Origin of the sequence: Streptomyces sp. NBC_00370, assembly GCF_036084755.1 — a bacterium.
Classification (GTDB): domain Bacteria; phylum Actinomycetota; class Actinomycetes; order Streptomycetales; family Streptomycetaceae; genus Streptomyces.
Genome location: NZ_CP107968.1, coordinates 7,818,461 through 7,837,749, shown reverse-complemented (window position 1 = coordinate 7,837,749; position 19,289 = coordinate 7,818,461). Strand labels below are relative to the sequence as shown.

Annotated in this window: 1 protein-coding gene (cut by a window edge); it reads right to left on the bottom strand. The window is 72.5% G+C overall.

Going from position 1 to position 19,289, the window contains the following annotated elements:
* Positions 1-19,287, bottom strand: the 5' portion of a protein-coding gene (locus OHS57_RS34380) for an SDR family NAD(P)-dependent oxidoreductase (protein ID WP_328584469.1). The gene continues 13,476 nt to the left of window position 1, outside the view; 19,287 of the gene's 32,763 nt are visible here — the first part of the coding sequence; it begins with the start codon at positions 19,285-19,287; its stop codon lies beyond the left edge, outside the window.
* Positions 19,288-19,289 lie beyond the last annotated feature (2 nt).

The following is a 19,289-nucleotide window of genomic DNA, read 5'->3' as shown; positions in this document are numbered from 1 at the left end:
GACGGCGGCCAGTTCCTCGGGCCGGTCCTTGCGCAGGACCGGCACGACGAGCGCGTCGTCCGCGGTGGATTCACGGGCCATGGCGGAGAGCACCCCGTCCGGGCCCAGTTCCACGAACGTGCCGACGCCCTGTCCCGCCAGGAACCGCACTCCGTCGGCGAAGCGGACGGCCTCGCGGACATGCCGCACCCAGTAGTCGGCGGAGCACAGCTCATCGGCGCTCGCGAGACCTCCGGTCAGGTTCGAGACGACCGGGATACGCGGCGTCCGGAAGTCCAAGCCGTCAGCGACGGCACGGAACTCGTCCAGCATCGGCTGCATCAGCGGCGAGTGGAACGCGTGCGAGACCCGCAGCCGGTTCGTCTTACGACCCTGCTCGGCCAGCTGCGCGGCGACCGCGAGGACCGCGTCCTCGGCACCCGAAACCACCACCGAGGATGGACCGTTGACGGCCGCGATCGACACCTCGCCGGTCAGTAGTGGCAGTACCTCGTCCTCCGTCGCCTGCACCGCGACCATCGCACCACCAGCAGGCAGCCCCTGCATCAACGAAGCACGCGCCACCACCAGACGCGCGGCGTCCGCCAGCGAGAACACCCCGGCCACATGAGCAGCCGCGACCTCACCGATCGAATGACCGGCCACAAAGTCCGGCGCCACACCCCACAACTCCACCAACCGGAACAACGCCACCTCGACCGCGAACAACGCCGGCTGTGTAAACCCGGTCTCATTCAGCAGCTCGGGATCGTCACCCCAGATGACATCCCGCAGCGAACGGCCCAACTCACCGTCCAGCTCGGCCAGTACGGCATCCAGCGCGTCGGCGAACACCGGGAACCGGCCGTACAGCTCCCGGCCCATCCCCAACCGCTGCGAACCCTGACCCGAGAACAGGAACGCCGTCTTCCCTGCGACGGTCGAACCGGAGACCGCCAGCGGGTCCGGTTCGCCTGCCGCGAGTGCCGTCAGGGCTCGTACCGTATCCGCGGTGTCGGCCGCCAGCACTGCCGCGCGGTGCTCGAAGACCGACCGGCTGGTGGCCAGCGAGAATCCGACGTCGACGGGTCGCGCCTCCGGCCGGGCCTCGACGTACGAGAGCAGCCGGTCCGCCTGGCCGCGCAGGGCTTCCGGTGTCTTGCCGGACAGCACCCACGGCACCACACCCGACTCCACGACCGGCGCCTCGGCCGTGTCGACGACCGTCCCCTGGATCACCGTCGCCGGCTGCTCCAGGATCACGTGCGCGTTCGTCCCGCTGATACCGAACGACGACACACCCGCACGCCGCACCCGGTCACTCTGCGGCCAGGCCGTCTCCTCGGTCAGCAGCTCCACCGCGCCCTCGGTCCAGTCCACATGGGAGGACGGGGCATCGACGTGCAGCGTCCGGGGCAGACTGCCGTGCCGCATTGCCATGATCATCTTGATCACGCCCGCCACACCAGCAGCTGCCTGGGTGTGGCCGATGTTGGACTTCACCGACCCCAGCAGCAACGGCCGCTCCGGGTCACGGTCCCTGCCGTACGTCGCGAGCAGCGCCTGCGCCTCGATCGGGTCACCGAGCGACGTACCCGTACCGTGCGCCTCCACCACATCGACGTCGTCCATGGTGAGCCCACCGCTGGCCAACGCCTGCCGGATGACGCGCTGTTGGGAGGGTCCGTTAGGCGCGGTCAGACCGTTCGAGGCACCGTCCTGGTTGACCGCGCTGCCCCGCACCACGGCCAGAATCTCGTGACCGTTACGCAGCGCGTCCGACTGCCGCTCCAGCACCAGCATGCCGACCCCCTCCGACCAGGCCACACCGTCGGCCGACTCGGAGAACGCCTTGCACCGCCCGTCAGGGGCCAGCCCGCGCTGCCGCGAGAAGTCGACGAACACGGTCGGCGTGGACATCACGGTCACCCCGCCGGCCAGTGCCATGGAGCACTCACCACTGCGCAGCGCCTGCATCGCCCAGTGCATCGCCACCAGCGACGACGAGCACGCCGTGTCCACCGTCACCGCCGGGCCCTCAAGACCCAGCGTGTAGGACACCCGGCCAGACGCCAGGCTCGTACTGCCACCGCCCTGGAAGCCCTCGAACTCGGGGCTCGCCAGCAGGCCGGTGTAGTCGCTGTACATCACCCCGGCGAAGACACCCGTCCGGCTGCCCCGCAGCGTGACCGGGTCGATGCCGGCCCGCTCGATCGCCTCCCACGACGCCTCCAGCAGCAACCGCTGCTGCGAGTCCGTGGCCAGCGCCTCACGCGGGCTCATCCCGAAGAACGCCGGGTCGAACTCTCCCGCCTGATGCAGGAATCCACCGGACCGCGTGTAGGAGGTCCCCATGTGGTCGGGGTCCGGATGGAACAGTCCGTCCACGTCCCAGCCACGGTCGACCGGGAATCCGGAGATCGCGTCCGCGCCCTCGCTCACCAGCTGCCACAGATCCTCCGGCGAACCGACTCCGCCCGGATAGCGGCAGCTCATCCCGACGATCACGATCGGATCGTCCGCCACCGCCGCGCTCCGCGTGACGACGGGCGCGGCCACTGCCGCGTCCGGGCCGAGCAGTTCGTCCAGCAGATGGTCGACGAGTGCCTGGACCGTCGGATAGTCGAACGCCATCGTGGCGGGCAGCCGCAGTCCGCTGGCGGTGTTGAGCCGGTTTCGCAGCTCCACCGCCGTCAGCGAGTCGAAGCCCAGATCACGGAACGCGCGGCCCGGGTGGACCGCCGCGGCGTCGGCATGCCCGAGTACGAGGGCCACTTGGCCGCGTACCAGGTCGAGCAGCACCTCTTGGCGCTCGACCGTGGTGAGCACGGCCAGTCGTTCCACGAGTCCTGCGGCGGCGGCCGATCCGGCGACCGCGGCCCTGCGGGAGCGGGTACGGATCAACGACCGCAGCAGCGGCGAGACTTCACCTTGCGCACGCAGGACCGGCAGGTCGAGCCTGACCGGCGCGAGTACGGCGTCACCGGTGGCCAGGGCCGCGTCGAACAGCGCCACGCCCTGCTCCACCGACAGCGCGGGCACACCGGAGCGCGCCATCCGCTCCGTGTCGGCCTCGGAGAGCGTCCCTGTCATGCCGCCTGACTGGTCCCACGGGCCCCAGGCGAGGGACGTCCCCGGCAGGCCCTCGGACTGCCTGCGTGCCATCAGGGCGTCCAGGAAGGCGTTGCCCGCCGCGTAGTTGCCCTGCCCCGCGCTGCCGAACACACCGGCGACGGAGGAGAACATCACGAAGGCGGACAGGTCGAGATCACGGGTCAGTTCGTGCAGGTGCCAGGCCGCGTCCACCTTCGGCCGCAGGACCGTGTCCAGCCGCTCGGGAGTCAGCGACCCGACCACACCGTCGTCCAGTACGCCCGCGGCGTGCACCACGGCGGAGACGGGGTGTACGGACAGCAGGGCCGCCAGTGCTTCCCTGTCGGCCACGTCGCACGCCTCGACCGCGACCGCGGTTCCTTGCAGCTCCAACTGGGCGACCAGTTCCTCGACGCCGTCGGCGGCGCGTCCCCGCCTGCTGACCAGCAGCAGCCGCCGTACGTCGTGCTCGGCGGCCAGATGGCGCGCGACGACCGCGCCCAGACCACCGGTACCGCCGGTGATCAGCACGCTGCCGTCGGCGTCCCACACCGGGCTCACATCGAATTCGGCGGCCGGCCTGCGCACCAGGCGCCCGGCCAGCACCGCGCCGTCCCTGACCACCAGCTGCGGCTCGTCCGTCCGCAGGGCCGACGGCGGCAGTACGGCCGTCCCCTCCGAGTCCTCCGGGTCGAGATCGATCAGCCCGAAGCAACCGGGGTTCTCGGACTGCGCGGACCGTACGAGACCCCGGACCGAGGCGGCGGCGACATCACGGCCGCCGACAGCGCCACGGGTCACGAAGACGAAGCGGGATTCGGCGAACCGCACGTCGGCCAGCCGGGCCTGGAGCTGTGCCAGGGCCCGGTGGGTGAGTGCGTGCACCGATCCTGTGGTCTCGGCGGCCGGGTCCCCGGCTACGGGGATCAGGACGACGCCGGACAGCGGGATGTCCGTGGCGGGCGTGTCCGTGGCGGCGGAATCCGTCACGTCCTGGTAGGTGTCCGCCTCGACACCCGCGGCACGCAGCGCTGCCAGCAGGCCCAGGGAGTCCGGGCCGAGGACCGTCACCGGCTGCGCGGCCTCGGTGGACGTGGCGGCGAGCGGGGTCCAGTCCAGCCGGAACAGCGCGTCCCGGGTCAGCGCGTCGGACTCGCTCAGGGCCTCGTCGGACAGGGCCCGCATCGCCAGCGACTCCACCGACGCGACCGGCGCGCCCGTGGTGTCGGCGACGGCCATCGCCACGGCTCCGTCGGCGTCTCGGGTGATCCGGAGCCGTACGGCCGAGGCGCCGGACGCGTGCAGCGAGACGCCGCTCCAGGAGAACGGCACACCGCCCCGCTGGTCAGGCCCGGTGAACCAGGCCGCGTGCAGCCCGGCGTCCAGCAGCGCGGGGTGCAGACCGAAGGCCTGCGCCTCCTCCTGGAGGCCGTCGGGCAGGCTCACCTCGGCGAAGACCTCGCCGTCCCTCCGCCACACGGACCGCAGGCCCTGGAACACCGGACCGTACGCGAAACCGTCGGCGGCGCGTGCCTCGTAGAAACCGTCCAGATCCGCCTCTTCGGCGTCCGTGGGCGGCCAGACCGTGGCGTCGAAGTCGGTGGGAGCACCGGCTCCTCCGACCGCCAGGACGCCCATGGCGTGCTGCGTCCACGGCGCTTCGGTCCCGCCCTCGGGACGGGAGTGGACGGTGACGGTACGCCGCCCGGTCCCGTCGGTGGTGCCGACCCGTACCTGGGTCTGAAGGGCTCCGCGCTCCGGCAGCACCAGCGGGGCAGCGAGCGTCAGCTCGTCCACGCGGTCACAGCCGACCTCGTCACCGGCCCGGACAGCCAGCTCAAGCAGCGCCGTACCGGGCAGCAGGATCCTGCCGAGCACCGCGTGGTCGGCCAGCCAGGGGTGCGACTGGACCGAGAGCCGCCCGGTGAACAACACGCCTTCGCCCTCGGCCAGTTCGACCACGCCGTTGAGCAGGGGGTGCTCGGCGTTCATGAGGCCGATCGCGGCCCCTCCGGCGCCGCCGCGCATCCCGCGCGGCCAGAACGGCCGGTGCTGGAAGGCGTACGTCGGCAGATCCACCCGGGACGCCCCGGTCCCGGCGAAGAACGCCGGCCAGTCCACGAGCGCGCCGTGCGCGTGCAGTTGGCCCAGCGCCGTGACTGCCGAGACCTCCTCGGGGCGGTTCTTGCGCAGCACCGGCACGGTGACCGCATCGCCGGACACCGATTCCTGCGCCATGGCGGAGAGCACTCCGTCAGGGCCCAGCTCCAGGAACACGCCGACGCCCTGGTCGGCGAGGGTCCGTACCCCGTCGGCGAAGCGAACGGCCTCGCGGACGTGCCGCACCCAGTACTCGGCGGAGCACAGCTCATCGGCGCTCGCGAGCTGACCAGTCAGGTTGGACACCATCGGTACCGAAGGCTCGGCATAAGACAGGGTCGCCGCGACGGCGCGGAAGTCGTCCAGCATCGGCTGCATCAGTGGCGAGTGGAACGCGTGGGAGACCCGCAGCCGACTCGTCTTACGGCCCTGCTCGGCCAGCTGCGCGGCGACCGCGAGAGCCGTATCCTCATCGCCCGAAATCACCACGGACGAAGGTCCGTTGATCGCAGCGACGGACACACCGTCGGTCAGGAGCGGGACAACCTCGTCCTCCGTCGCCTGGACCGCCACCATCGCGCCACCGGACGGAAGCGCCTGCATCAAGGAAGCACGCGCCACCACCAGACGCGCGGCGTCCGCCAGCGAGAACACCCCGGCCACATGAGCAGCCGCGATCTCACCGATCGAATGCCCTGCCACAAGGTCCGGGGTCACACCCCACGACTCGACGAGCCGGAACAACGCCACCTCGACCGCGAACAACGCCGGCTGGGTGAAGCACGTCTCATTCAGCAGCTCCGGATCGTCACCCCAGATGACATCCCGCAGCGAACGGCCCAACTCACCTTCAAGCTCCGCCAGTACGGCATCCAGCGCGTCGGCGAACACCGGGAACCGGCCGTACAGCTCCCGGCCCATCCCCAACCGCTGCGAACCCTGACCCGAGAACAGGAACGCCGTCTTGCCTCCGGTCACCGAACCGGACACGGCCGAGGCATCCGGCTCGCCGACCGCGACCGCGGCCAGCACCTGAGCCGTGTCGACGGAGTCCCCGGTCAGCACCACCGCCCGGTGCTCGAACCTCGACCGGCCGGTGGCCAGGGAGAATCCGATGTCCAGCGGCCGCAGATCGGGGCGCGCCTCGATGTACGAGAGCAGCCGCGCCGCCTGGCCGCGCAGTGCCTCCGGTGTCTTGCCGGACAGCACCCACGGCACCACACCCGGCTGCGCCACCGAAGGTTCGAGCGGGGAAGGTTCGGCCGGGGAAGGTTCGACCGTCCCCCGGATCACCGGGGCCGGCTGCTCCAGGATCACGTGCGCGTTCGTCCCGCTGATGCCGAACGACGACACACCCGCACGCCGCACCCGACCGGCCTCCGGCCAGGCCGTCTGCTCGGTCAGCAACTCCACCGCGCCCGACGTCCAGTCGACGTGGGACGACGGCTCGGTCACATGCAGCGTGCGCGGCAGTACGCCGTGCCGCATGGCCATGATCATCTTGATCACACCGGCCGCTCCCGCCGCCGCCTGGGTGTGGCCGAGGTTCGACTTCACCGAGCCCAGCAGGAGCGGCTGTGCACGGTCCCTGCCGTACGTCGCGAGCAGTGCCTGCGCCTCGATCGGGTCGCCCAGCGTCGTACCCGTACCGTGCGCCTCCACCGCGTCCACGTCGGCGGGCGAGAGTCCGCCGCTGGCGAGCGCCCGGCGGATCACCCGTTGCTGCGACGGGCCGTTGGGCGCCGTCAGACCGTTCGACGCACCGTCCTGGTTGACCGCGCTGCCCCGCAGCACGGCCAGGATGTCATGCCCGTTGCGTACGGCGTCCGACTGGCGCTCCAGCAGGAGCATCCCTATGCCCTCGGACCAGCCGACGCCGTCCGCCGACTCGGAGAACGGCTTGGACCGGCCGTCGGGGGCGAGGCCCCGCTGCCGCGAGAACTCCACGAAGGTGTCGGGGATGGACATGACCGTGACACCGCCGGCCAGCGCAAGCGAGCATTCGCCGCCGCGCAGCGCCTGCGCCGCCAGGTGCATCGCGACCAGCGAGGACGAGCACGCGGTGTCCACCGTGACGGCGGGGCCCTCGAACCCGAAGGTGTACGAGACGCGGCCCGAGGCCACGCTCAGCGCGCTGCCCTGGCCCTGGAAGCCCTCGAACTCCTTGCCGTCGAGTGCGGTGTTGTAGCCGCCGTACATGACACCGGCGAACACACCGGTCTGGCTGTCGCGCAGCGACACCGGATCGATCCCGGCCCGTTCGACGGCCTCCCAGGACGTTTCCAGCAGCAGTCGCTGCTGCGAGTCGGTCGCCATCGCCTCGCGCGGGCTCATCCCGAAGAAGTCCGGGTCGAACTCACCGGCGTCGTGCAGGAATCCGCCCGAGCGGGTGTACGACGTGCCCAGGTGGTCCGGGTCGGGGTCGAACAGCGCGTCCACGTCCCAGCCGCGGTTGACCGGGAAGTCCGAGACGACGTCGGCGCCTTCGGTGACCAGCCGCCACAGGTCCTCCGGCGAGCCGATGCCGCCGGGGAAGCGGCAGCTCATCCCGACCACAACGATCGGGTCATCGTCGAGCAGCGCGGGCGAGAGTTCGGGCGCCGCGTCGGCTGCGGCGTCCGGGCCGAGCAGCGCTTCGTGCAGATGGTCGGCCAGCGCGCCGACCGTCGGGTAGTCGAAGACCATCGTGGCGGGCAGCCGCAGCCCGGTCGCGGTGTTGAGCCGGTTCCGCAGCTCCACGGCGGTCAGCGAGTCGAAGCCCAGGTCGCGGAATGCCCGGGTCGGGTCGACTCCGTCGCCGCTCGCGTGCCCGAGCACCATGGCCGCCTGGCCGCGTACCAGGTCCACCAGCGTCTCGTCGCGCTCCTGGCGGCCCAACCGGCTCAGCCGCTCCGCCAGACCGGCGTCCGTGCTCGATCCCGGGCCGGCTCCGGCGACGACGGTGCGGCGGGAGCCCGTTCGGACCAGGCCACGCAGCAGTGGCGGGACGGCGCCGCGCGTGCGCAGTGTGGCCACGTCCAGTCGCACCGGCGCCACCGCCGCCCGGCCGGTGGCCAGCGCGGCGTCGAACAGGGCCACGCCCTGCTCGACCGAGAGCAGGGGCATGCCTGCCTCGGCGGCCCGGCGGAGATCGGCCTCTCCGAGACCGCTCGTCATTCCGGCGCCCTGGTTCCAGGCGCCCCACGCGAGGGAGACACCCGGCAGGCCTTCGGTCCGCCGGTGCGCGGCGAGCGCGTCCAAGAAGGTGTTGCCCGCCGCGTAGTTGCCCTGTCCCGCGCCGCCGATCAGTCCGGAGACGGAGGAGAAGACGACGAACTCGGCGAGGTCGAGGCCGAGATCGCGGGTCAGCTCGTGCAGGTGCCAGGCCGCGTCGACCTTCGGCCGCAGGACATGGTCCAGCCGCTCGGGAGTCAGCGAACCGATGATGCCGTCGTCCAGCACACCCGCCGTATGCACCACGGCGGTCAGCGGATGGCCGGAAGGCACCGAGGCCAACAGCCCGGCCAGCGCTTCCCGGTCCGCCACGTCGCACGCCTCGACGGCGACCTCGGCGCCCAGCGCCTCCAGTTCGGCGGCCAACTCGGGCGCGCCGTCGGCAGCGAGGCCGCGTCGGCTCGTCAACAGCAGGCGACGTACGCCGCGTTCGGCGACCAGGTGGCGGGCCAGCACACCGCCCAGACCGCCTGTGCCACCGGTGATCAGTACCGTGCCCTCGGTGTCCCACACGCGCGGCATGCTCAGCACGATCTTGCCGACATGCTTGGCCATGCTCATGAACCGGAACGCGTCCTGGGCCTGCCGCACATCCCAGGTGCGGACCGGCAGCGACTCCAGCACACCGCGGTCGAACAGCTCCATCACCGCGTCGAGCATGCGCCGGATACCCTCGGGCTCCACCCAGCCGAGGTCGAAGGACCGGTAGTCCAGGCCCTCCGGCAGGTCCGCCTCGTCGCGGATGTCGGTCTTGCCCATCTCCAGGAACCGGCCGCCGGGCGCGGTCAGCCGCAGCGACGCGTCCACGAACTCGCCTGCCAGCGAGTTCAGTACGACATCGACGCCCTGCCCTTCCGTCACCTCGGCGAACGCCGACTCGAAGTCCGTCGTACGCGACGAGGCGATGTGGTCGTCAGCGACGCCCAACGACCGCAGGACGTCCCACTTGCCCTCGCTCGCCGTAGCGAACACCTCGGCGCCCAGATGGTTCGCCACCTGGATCGCCGCCATCCCGACACCGCCGGCGCCCGCGTGGATCAGCACCTTCTCACCGCGCTGAAGCCCGCCGAGGTCCACGAGCGCGTAGTACGCCGTCAGGAACACCAGCGGCATGGAAGCCGCCGTCTCCCACGACCACCCTTCGGGCATCCGGGTGAGGAGCCGTGCGTCGCCGACCACCTGCGAGCCGAAACCGCCGGACACCAGACCCGTGACCCGGTCGCCGGCCCGCAGGCCGGTCACGTCGGGCCCGGTGCCGGTCACCACACCCGAGACCTCGCGCCCCATCCGGCCCGCGTCGCCGGGGTACATGTCCAGCGCCTTGAGCACGTCGCGGAAGTTCACGCCCGCCGCGCGTACGTCGATCCGTACGTCGCTGCCGGTCAGCGGCTCCAGGACCTCGGGGAACGGCGCCAGGGTCAGCCCGTCCAGGCTGCCCTTCGTCAGACTGTCCAGCCGCCACGGCACCCCGGCCGGCGGCACAAGCCCCGTACCGGAGTCGAGTCGCGCGAGCCGGGCCGCCAGTATTCCGCCGTCGCGGATCACCACCTGCGGTTCGTCGGTGCCGAGTGACGTCGCGAGCAGCGCGCCGGCGTCAACGGCGGCATCGGCCGCGGAGTCGATGTCGACCAGGCCGAAGCAGCCGGGGTTCTCGGTCTGCGCGGAGCGCACCAGACCCCACACCGAAGCGGCGGCGACATCGGAGACACTCTCGTCGCCGGCCGCCACGGCTCCCCGCGTCACGAATACCAGCCGGGACCCGGCGAACCGGTCGTCGGCCAACCACTGCTGTGCCAGGGCCAGTACGCCGGCGGTCAGCGTGTGTGCCGACTCGGCGACCCCGGTTCCGTCCGCCAGGTCCGTACTGGTCACAGCGACCAGTACGGTGCCGGGGACCGGGGACTCCCCCGCCGCAAGCGCCGCCAGATCGGTGAACGTCTCGACAACGGCGCCGGACTCGGCCAGCTCTGCGCCGAGCCCGAGCGGATCGGGCCCCACCAGGGCGACGGACGCGGGGACCGCCGAACCTGCCGGTACGGGAACCCAGTCCAGTCCGAACAGGGCGTCGCGGGCCTGCGCTGCGCTCTCGCTCAACTGCTCGCTCGACACGGCTCGTACGAGCAGCGAGTCGACCGAGGCGACCGGCTCGCCCGTCGTGTCGGCGACGGCGATCGAGACCGCGTCCCGACCGTCGGCCGGGGCGATCCGGACCCGCAGGGCGGAAGCGCCCGTGGCGTAGAGCGAGACACCTTCCCACGAGAACGGGAGTCCTCCACTGCCCTCCTCGCCGTCACCGGCGAGGAGCGAGGCGTGCAGGGCGGAGTCGAGGAGCGCGGGGTGCAGCCCGAACGCGGCGGCGTCGCCTTGCGCCTCCTCCGGGAGACGCACCTCGGCGTAGATCTCACCGCCACGGCGCCAGGCGGCCCGCAGCCCCTGGAACACCGGACCGTAACCGAACCCGAGTTCCGCGAACCGCTCGTAGCATCCTTCGACGTCCAGGCTCTCGGCACCGGTCGGCGGCCACACCGTGGCGTCGAACCCGTCGGCCGGCGGCCCGCCGGCCACCGTCAGTACGCCCGTCGCGTGCTGGGTCCACGAGCGCTCGTCGGCGCCCTCGGTCAGGGAGTGCACGGCGAGGGAGCGCCGACCGGTGTCGTCAGCGACCCCGACCCGCACCTGGACCCGTACCGCACCGCTTTCCGGCAGGGTGAGCGGCGCGGCGAGCGTCAGCTCCTCGACCCGGTCGCAGCCGACCTCGTCACCGGCACGGAACGCCAGCTCCAACAGCGCCGTCCCGGGCAGCAGGACGCGGCCGAGCACCGCGTGGTCCGCGAGCCACGGATGTGACTGGACGGAGAGCCGTCCGGTGAACAAGACACCTTCGCCCTCGGCCAGTTCGACGGCGGCGCCGAGCAGCGGGTGTTCGGCCGGGCCCAGTCCCGCCGCGCGTACGTCGCCAGCGCCGGACCGCTGCCCCGCCGGCCAGAACCACTGGTGCTGGAAGGCGTACGTCGGCACGTCGACCCGCACCGCGCCCGTCCCCGCGAACACGGCGGCCCAGTCGGCCGGCACGCCGCGTACATGGAGCCGCGCCAGCGCCGTGACGGCGGCCGGTTCCTCGGGCCGGTCCTTGCGGAGCAGGGGTACGGTCACGGCGTCGTCCGAGACCGACTCCTGCGCCATGGCGGAGAGCACGCCGTCGGGCCCCAGCTCCAGGAGCGTGGTCACGCCGCGCTCGCCCAACGTCCGTACGCCATCGGCGAATCGGACCGCCTCGCGAACGTGCCGCACCCAGTACCCGGCGGAGCACAGCTCATCGGCCGCAGCCAGCTCGCCGGTCAGATTCGACACCACGGGGATACGCGGTGCCTCGAAGGTCAAGGTGTCCGCCACCGCGCGGAACTCGTCCAGCATCGGTTGCATCAGCGGCGAGTGGAACGCGTGCGACACCCGCAGCCGGCTCGTCTTACGACCCTGCTCCCGGAGCCGGGAAGCGACCGCGAGGACAGCATCCTCGACACCCGAAATCACCACGGCCGAAGGCCCGTTGACGGCCGCGATCGACACAGCGTCGGTCAGCAGCGGCAGCACCTCGTCCTCCGTCGCCTGCACCGCGACCATCGCACCACCGGCAGGCAGCGCCTGCATCAACGAAGCACGCGCCACCACCAAACGGCAGGCATCCGCCAGTGAGAACACCCCCGCCACATGAGCAGCCGCGATCTCACCGATCGAATGACCGGCCACAAAATCCGGCGCCACACCCCACGACGCGACCAGCCGGAACAACGCGACTTCGATCGCGAACAACGCCGGCTGGGTAAACCCGGTCTCATTCAGCAGCTCGGGATCGTCACCCCAGATGACATCCCGCAGCGAACGGCCCAACTCACCGTCCAGCTCGGCCAGTACGGCGTCCAGCGCATCGGCGAACACCGGGAACCGGCCGTACAGCTCCCGGCCCATCCCCAGCCGCTGCGAACCCTGACCCGAGAACAGGAACGCCGTCTTGCCTCCGGTCAGCGAACCGGACACCGCCGAGGTGTCCGCTCCGCCCGCCGCCAGTGCGGTCAGCGCGCGGACCGTGTCCGCGGGATCGGCCGCCAGCACCACCGCACGGTGGTCGAACAGCGACCGGCCCGTGGCCAGGGAGAACCCGACATCCACCGGACGCCGCCCGGCCTGCGACTCGACGACGGACAGCAGCCGCGCCGCCTGCTCGGCCAGCGCCTCCGGCGTCCGGCCGGACAGCACCCACGGCACCACACCCGGCTCGGCCACAGGAGCCTCGACCGTTCCCCGGATCACCGGGGCCGGCTGCTCCAGGATCACGTGCGCGTTCGTACCGCTGATGCCGAACGACGACACACCCGCACGCCGCACATGACCGGACTCGGGCCATTCGGCCGACTCCGTCAGCAGCTCCACAGCGCCGGCCGACCAGTCGACATGGGTCGACGGCTCGGTCACGTGCAACGTCTGCGGCAGCACTCCGTGCCGCATGGCCAGCACCATCTTGATGACGCCCGCCACACCTGCGGCGGCCTGCGTGTGGCCGATGTTGGACTTCACGGACCCGAGCAGCAAGGGCCGCTCCGGGTCGCGGTCACGCCCGTACGTGGCAAGCAGCGCCTGCGCCTCGATCGGGTCGCCCAGCGTCGTACCCGTACCGTGCGCCTCCACCACGTCGACGTCGTCCGCCGAGAGGCCGCCGCTCGCGAGGGCCTGGCGGATCACCCGCTGCTGCGACGGACCGTTGGGGGCCGTCAGGCCGTTCGAAGCGCCGTCCTGGTTGATCGCGCTGCCCCGCAGCACGGCCAGGATCTCGTGACCGTTGCGTACGGCGTCCGACTGCCGCTCCAGCACCAGCATGCCGACGCCCTCGGACCAGGCGACACCGTCGGCCGACTCGGAGAACGCCTTGGACCGGCCGTCGGGGGCCAGTCCGCGTGCGCGGGAGAATTCGACGAAGGTGCTCGGGGTCGACATCACGGTCACGCCGCCGGCCAGGGCCAGCGAGCACTCACCGCTGCGCAGCGCCTGGGCGGCGAGGTGCATGCCGACCAGAGAGGAGGAGCACGCGGTGTCGACGGTGACGGCGGGGCCTTCCAGGCCGAGGGTGTAGGAGACCCGGCCGGAGGCGACGCTCGGTGCGCTGCCGTTGCCGCGGAACGCCTCGTACTCCTCGCCGGTGAGCAGCGGGCCGTAGTCGTTGTACATGACGCCGGTGAAGACGCCGGTCTGGCTGTCGCGCAGCGACACCGGGTCGATCCCAGCGCGCTCGAAGGCTTCCCAGGACAGTTCGAGCAGCAGTCGCTGCTGTGAGTCCGTCGCCATCGCTTCGCGGGGGCTCATCCCGAAGAAGTCCGGGTCGAACTCGCCTGCGGTGTGCAGGAATCCGCCGTGGCGTACGTGGGTCTTCCCTGGCCGGTCGGGGTCCGGGTCGTAGAGCCCTTCGACGTCCCAGCCGCGGTTGACGGGGAATCTTGAGATGGCGTCGCCGCCCTCGGTGACCAACCGCCAGAGGTCTTCCGGTGAGGTCACCCCGCCGGGGTAGCGGCAGGCCATGCCGACGATGACGACGGGGTCGTCGGCGACGGGGGGCAGTGCGCGGACCGGTACGGCGGGTGCCTGGGCCTCGCTGCCGAGGAGTTCGTCGCGCAGATGGTCGGTGAGGGCGCTCGGCGTCGGATAGTCGAAGACCATCGTCGCGGGCAGCCGCAGGCCGGTGACGGTGTTGAGGCCGTTGCGCAGTTCGACGGCGGTCAGGGAGTCGAAGCCGAGATCCTGGAACTGGCGGGCCGCTTCGACGTCTGCGGCGTCGGTGTGTCCCAGGACGTGGGCGACCTGTCCGCGTACGAGGTCGAGCAGGATCTCGCGGCGCTCGGCGGCGTCGAGTCCGGCGAGCCGCTGGGCGAGGCCGCCGGCCGTTTCGGAGACCTGGGCGGCGGCGCGCCGGGCCGGGGCCCTGATGAGGCCGCGCAGCAGTGCGGGGATGTCGCCCTGGGCGCGCAGGACCGGCAGGTCGAGGCGTACGGGTGCGACGGTGGCGGCGCCGGTGGCGAGGGCGGCGTCGAACAGCGCGACGCCCTGTTCGACGGAGAGTGGCGGCATGCCGGAGCGTGCGATGCGTTCCACGTCGATGTCGGTGAGCGTGGCGGTCATGCCGACGCTGCTGGTCCACGGGCCCCAGGCGAGGGAGAGTCCTGGCAGTCCCTCGTTGCGACGGCGGGTGGCGAGCGCGTCCAGGAAGGCGTTGCCCGCCGCGTAGTTGGCCTGTCCCGCGCTGCCGAGGGTGGCGGCGACGGAGGAGAAGACGACGAAGGCGGCGAGGCCGAGATCGCGGGTCAGCTCGTGCAGGTGCCAGGCGGCGTCGGCCTTCGGCCGCAGGACGTGGTCGAGCCGGTCCGGGGTGAGGGAGCCGATCACACCGTCGTCGACGACGCCCGCCGCGTGCACGACGGCGGTCAGGGGGTGCTCGGCGGGGACGGTGTCCAGCAGTTCCGCGAGGGCGGTCCGGTCGGTCACGTCGCAGGGGGCGACGGTCACTTGGGCGCCGCGCGCCGCCAGCTCGGCGGCCAGTTCGGCGGCGCCTGCGGCGGCGGGGCCGCTGCGGCTGACGAGCAGCAGGTGCCGTACGCCGCGTTCGGCGACGAGGTGCCGGGCCAGTACGCCGCCCAGGCCTCCCGTACCGCCGGTGACGAGGACCGTGCCCTCGGCGTCCCAGCCGGCCGGCTCGTCGGGGACGGGGACGCGCGTGAGGCGGGCGGCGAGCAGTGCGCCGTCCCGTATCGCGAGGTCCGGTTCGTCGGTCAGGGCGGCGGCGGTGAGCAGGGCCGGCACGGCCTCCAGGGAGAGGGAGTCCGTGCCGGGGTCCAGGTCCAGGAGGCCGAGGCGTCCCGGGTTCTCGGTGCGTGCCGTACGGACGAGTCCGTGCACCGACGCGGCGGCGAGGTCGGCGCCGTCCGTGGCGCCTCGGGTGACGAACACCAGCCGGGCGTCGGCGAACCGGTCGTCGCCGAGCCACTGCTGTACGTGGCCGAGGACGCGGGCACCGAGTGTGTGCGTGGCGGCCACGACACCGTCGCCGGGGCCGTCCGGGTCGGGGTCGCCGGCCGCGGCGATCATGACCACGCCGGGGACGGGCCCTTCGGCGGCGGCGAGTGACGCGAGGTCGGGGTGGTGCGTGACGGGTGCTCCCGCGCTGTGCAGGGCCTCGGCCACACCGAGGGTGTCGGCGCCCACCACGGCCACCGGGACGGGTCCGGTGGGGGCGGCGCCCTTGGTCTTGGTCCACTCGACGCGGAACAGCGAGTCGCGGTGGACGGCGCCGGTGTCGTGCAGCCGCTCGGCGGGCATCGCGCGGGAGACCAGCGAGTCGACGGAGAGTACGGGCCCGCCGGCCGTGTCGTACACGGCGATGGAGACGGTGTCGTCGCCGGTGGGGGTCAGCCGGGCGCGTACCGAGGCGGCGCCGGACGCGGTCAGTGACACGCCTTCCCAGGCGAAGGGCAGGCCGCCGCTGCTGATGGCGCCGAGGTCGGCGTAGGCGGCGGCGTGCTGGGCGGCGTCGAGCAGCGCGGGGTGCAGGCCGAAGGCGGCGGCTTCGGAGTCGGCGCCCTCGGGCAGGGTGACGTCGGCGTACACCTCGTCACCGCGCCGCCAGGCGGCGCGCAGCCCCTGGAAGACGGGGCCGTAGTCGAAGCCGAGTCCGGCGAGCCGGTCGTAGCAGCCGTCGAGGTCGACGGGTTCGGCGCCGGGCGGCGGCCAGACGGTGGCGTCGAAGCCGGAGTCGGTGGTGCCGGCGTCGGGCGTGCCGGGGGCCAGTACACCGGTGGCGTGCTGCGACCAGGGCAGGTCGACGACGCCTTCGGCGCGTGAGTAGATGCCGAGCGGGCGGCGGCCCGCCGGGTCGGCCGCGCCGACCCGGACCTGGAGCTGTACGGCGCCGTGCTCGGGGAAGGCCAGGGGCGCGGCGAGGGTCAGTTCCTCGACGCGGTCGCAGTCGACCTCGTCGCCGGCGCGGATGGCCAGCTCCACGAAGGCCGTGCCGGGCAGCAGGGCCCGGCCGCGTACGCCGTGGTCGGCGAGCCAGGGGTGGGACTGGACCGACAGCCGGCTGGTGAACAGGGCGCCTTCGCCGTCGGCGAGTTCGACAGCCGCGCCGAGCAGGGGGTGCCCGGCGGAGCCGAGTCCCGCCGCGCGTATGTCGCCTGCGGCGTCGAGGGAGGCGGCGGGCCAGTAGCGCTGGTTCTGGAAGGGGTAGGTCGGCAGGTCGACCTGCCGGGCGCCGGATCCGGCGTAGAGGGCGGCCCACCGTACGGTGGCGCCCCGGACGTGCGCCTGGGCGAGGCCGGTGACGGCGGCCAGTTCCTCGGGGCGGTCCTTGCGCAGCAGCGGCACGATCTTCGCGCCGTCCGGCAGCGAGTCCTGGGCCATGGCGGAGAGCACGCCGTCGGGGCCGAGTTCGAGCAGGGTGGTGACACCGCGCCCGGTGAGGGTGCGCACGCCGTCGGCGAACCGTACGGCTTCCCGTACGTGCCGTACCCAGTAGTCGGCGGAGCACAGCTCGTCGACGGTGGCGATGCGCCCTGTCAGGTTGGACACGACCGGCAGGGCCGGCTCGGCGAAGGTCAGGCTCCGTGCGACGGCGCGGAACTCGTCCAGCATCGGGTCCATCAGCGGCGAGTGGAAGGCGTGCGAGACGCGCAGCCTGCTGGTCTTGCGCTCCAGTGCCTCGAAGTGGGCGGCGATCTCCAGTACGGCGTTCTCGTCGCCCGCGATCACCACCGACCGCGGTCCGTTGACGGCGGCGAGGGACACCCGGTCGGTGAGCAGGGGGACGACCTCGTCCTCGGTCGCGCGCAGGGCGACCATGGCGCCGTCGCGCGGCAGGGCCTGCATGAGCGAGGCGCGGGCCGTGACGAGACGGCAGGCGTCCGCCAGGGAGAGGACTCCGGCGACGTGGGCGGCCGTGATCTCGCCGATGGAGTGGCCGCCGACGAAGTCGGGGGTGACGCCGAGCGACGTGACGAGGCGGAACAGCGCCACCTCGATCGCGAAGAGCGCCGGCTGGGTCCACCGGGTCTCGCCGAGTTCGGCGGCGTCGGTGCCCCAGACGATGTCCCGCAGCGGACGGTCGGCGTGCGCGTCCAACTGGTCGGCGACGGCGTCGAACGCCTCGGCGAACACCGGGAAGCGGGCGTGGAGTTCACGGCCCATGCCGAGCCGCTGGGAGCCCTGGCCCGAGAAGAGGACGGCGAGCGGCCCGTCGTCGGCGACGCCCCGGGCGATCTCGGTGGGGCCGGTGTCCCCGGCGAGCAGGACGGCGCGGTGTTCGAAGACCGAGCGTCCCGCGGCGAGGGAGAAGCCGACGTCGGCAGGGCGGATGCCGGGGTTCCGGCCGATGTGGGCGAGCAGTCGGTCGCGCTGGGCGTCCAGGGCGGCCGCTGACCGGCCGGCGAGGGCCCAGGGGACGACGCCCGGTGCCACGGCGTCGTCGGTGTCCTCCGTGTCGGGTACCGGCGCGGGCGGGGCCTGTTCGAGGATGACATGGGCGTTGGTGCCGCTGACGCCGAAGGAGGAGACGGCGGCGCGCCTGGCCCGTCCGGTCTCCGGCCAGTCGGCGGGCTCGGTGAGCAGTTCGACGGCCCCGGTGGTCCAGTCGACGTCGCCGGACGGTTCGGTGGCGTGCAGGCTGCGCGGCATCAGACCGTGCCGCATCGCCATGATCATCTTGATGACGCCTGCCGCGCCCGAGGCGGCCTGGGTGTGTCCGATGTTCGACTTGACCGAGCCCAGGCGCAGCGGGTGTTCGCGGTCCTGGCCGTAGGTGGCGAGCAGGGCCTGCGCCTCGATCGGGTCGCCCAGCGTCGTACCCGTACCGTGTGCCTCGACGATGTCCACGTCGCCGGGGGTCAGCCGGGCGTTGTCCAGCGCCGCGCGGATGACGCGCCGCTGCGAGGGGCCGTGCGGGGCGGACAGGCCGTTGGACGCGCCGTCCTGGTTGATGGCGCTGCCCCGCAGCAGGGCGAGGACGGGGTGTCCGGCGCGCCGCGCGTCGGAGAGCCGTTCCAGTACGAGGACGGCGGCGCCCTCGCCCCAGCCGGTGCCGTCGGCGGCGTCGGAGAACGACTTGCACCGGCCGTCGGCCGCCATGCCGTTCTGCGCGGTGAACGAGACGAAGGGGCCTGGCGTGGCCATCACGGACGCGCCGCCGGCCAGGGCCATCGTGCACTCGCCGTTGCGCAGGGACTGCGCCGCCCAGTGCAGGGCCACCAGCGAGGAGGAGCAGGCCGTGTCGACGGTGACCGCGGGCCCTTCGGCGCCGAGGGTGTAGGAGAGCCGGCCGGAGATGACGCTGGCCGCGTGTCCGGTCGTGGCGTACTGCTCCATGTCGTCGCCGGACGCCCTGATGACCGAGCCGTAGTCCTGCCCGGCCGTGCCGACGAACACACCGGCCTGGCTGCCGCGCAGCGAGGCCGGGTCGATTCCGGCCCGCTCCAGCGCCTCCCAGCACACCTGGAGCAGCAGTCGCTGCTGCGGGTCCATGGCGACGGCCTCGCGCGGGGAGATCCCGAAGAACCCGGGGTCGAACTCCGCCATGTCGTAGAGGAATCCGCCCTGTTGGGCGAGGCTGCGGCCGGGTCCCTCCCCCGCGAGGCGGTCGAGGTCCCAGCCACGGTCGGCGGGGAAGCCGCCCATGACGTCGCGGCCCTCGGCGACCAGCTCCCACAGGGCCTCGGGGGAGGTCACCCCGCCGGGGTAGCGGCAGCCGATGCCGACGACGGCGACGGGCTCCTCCGCGGCCGCCACCAGCTGCTGATTCTGCTGACGGAGCCGCTCGTTCTCCTTCAGGGACGACCGCAGCGCCTCGACGTACTTGTTGGGGGACGTGCTCATCG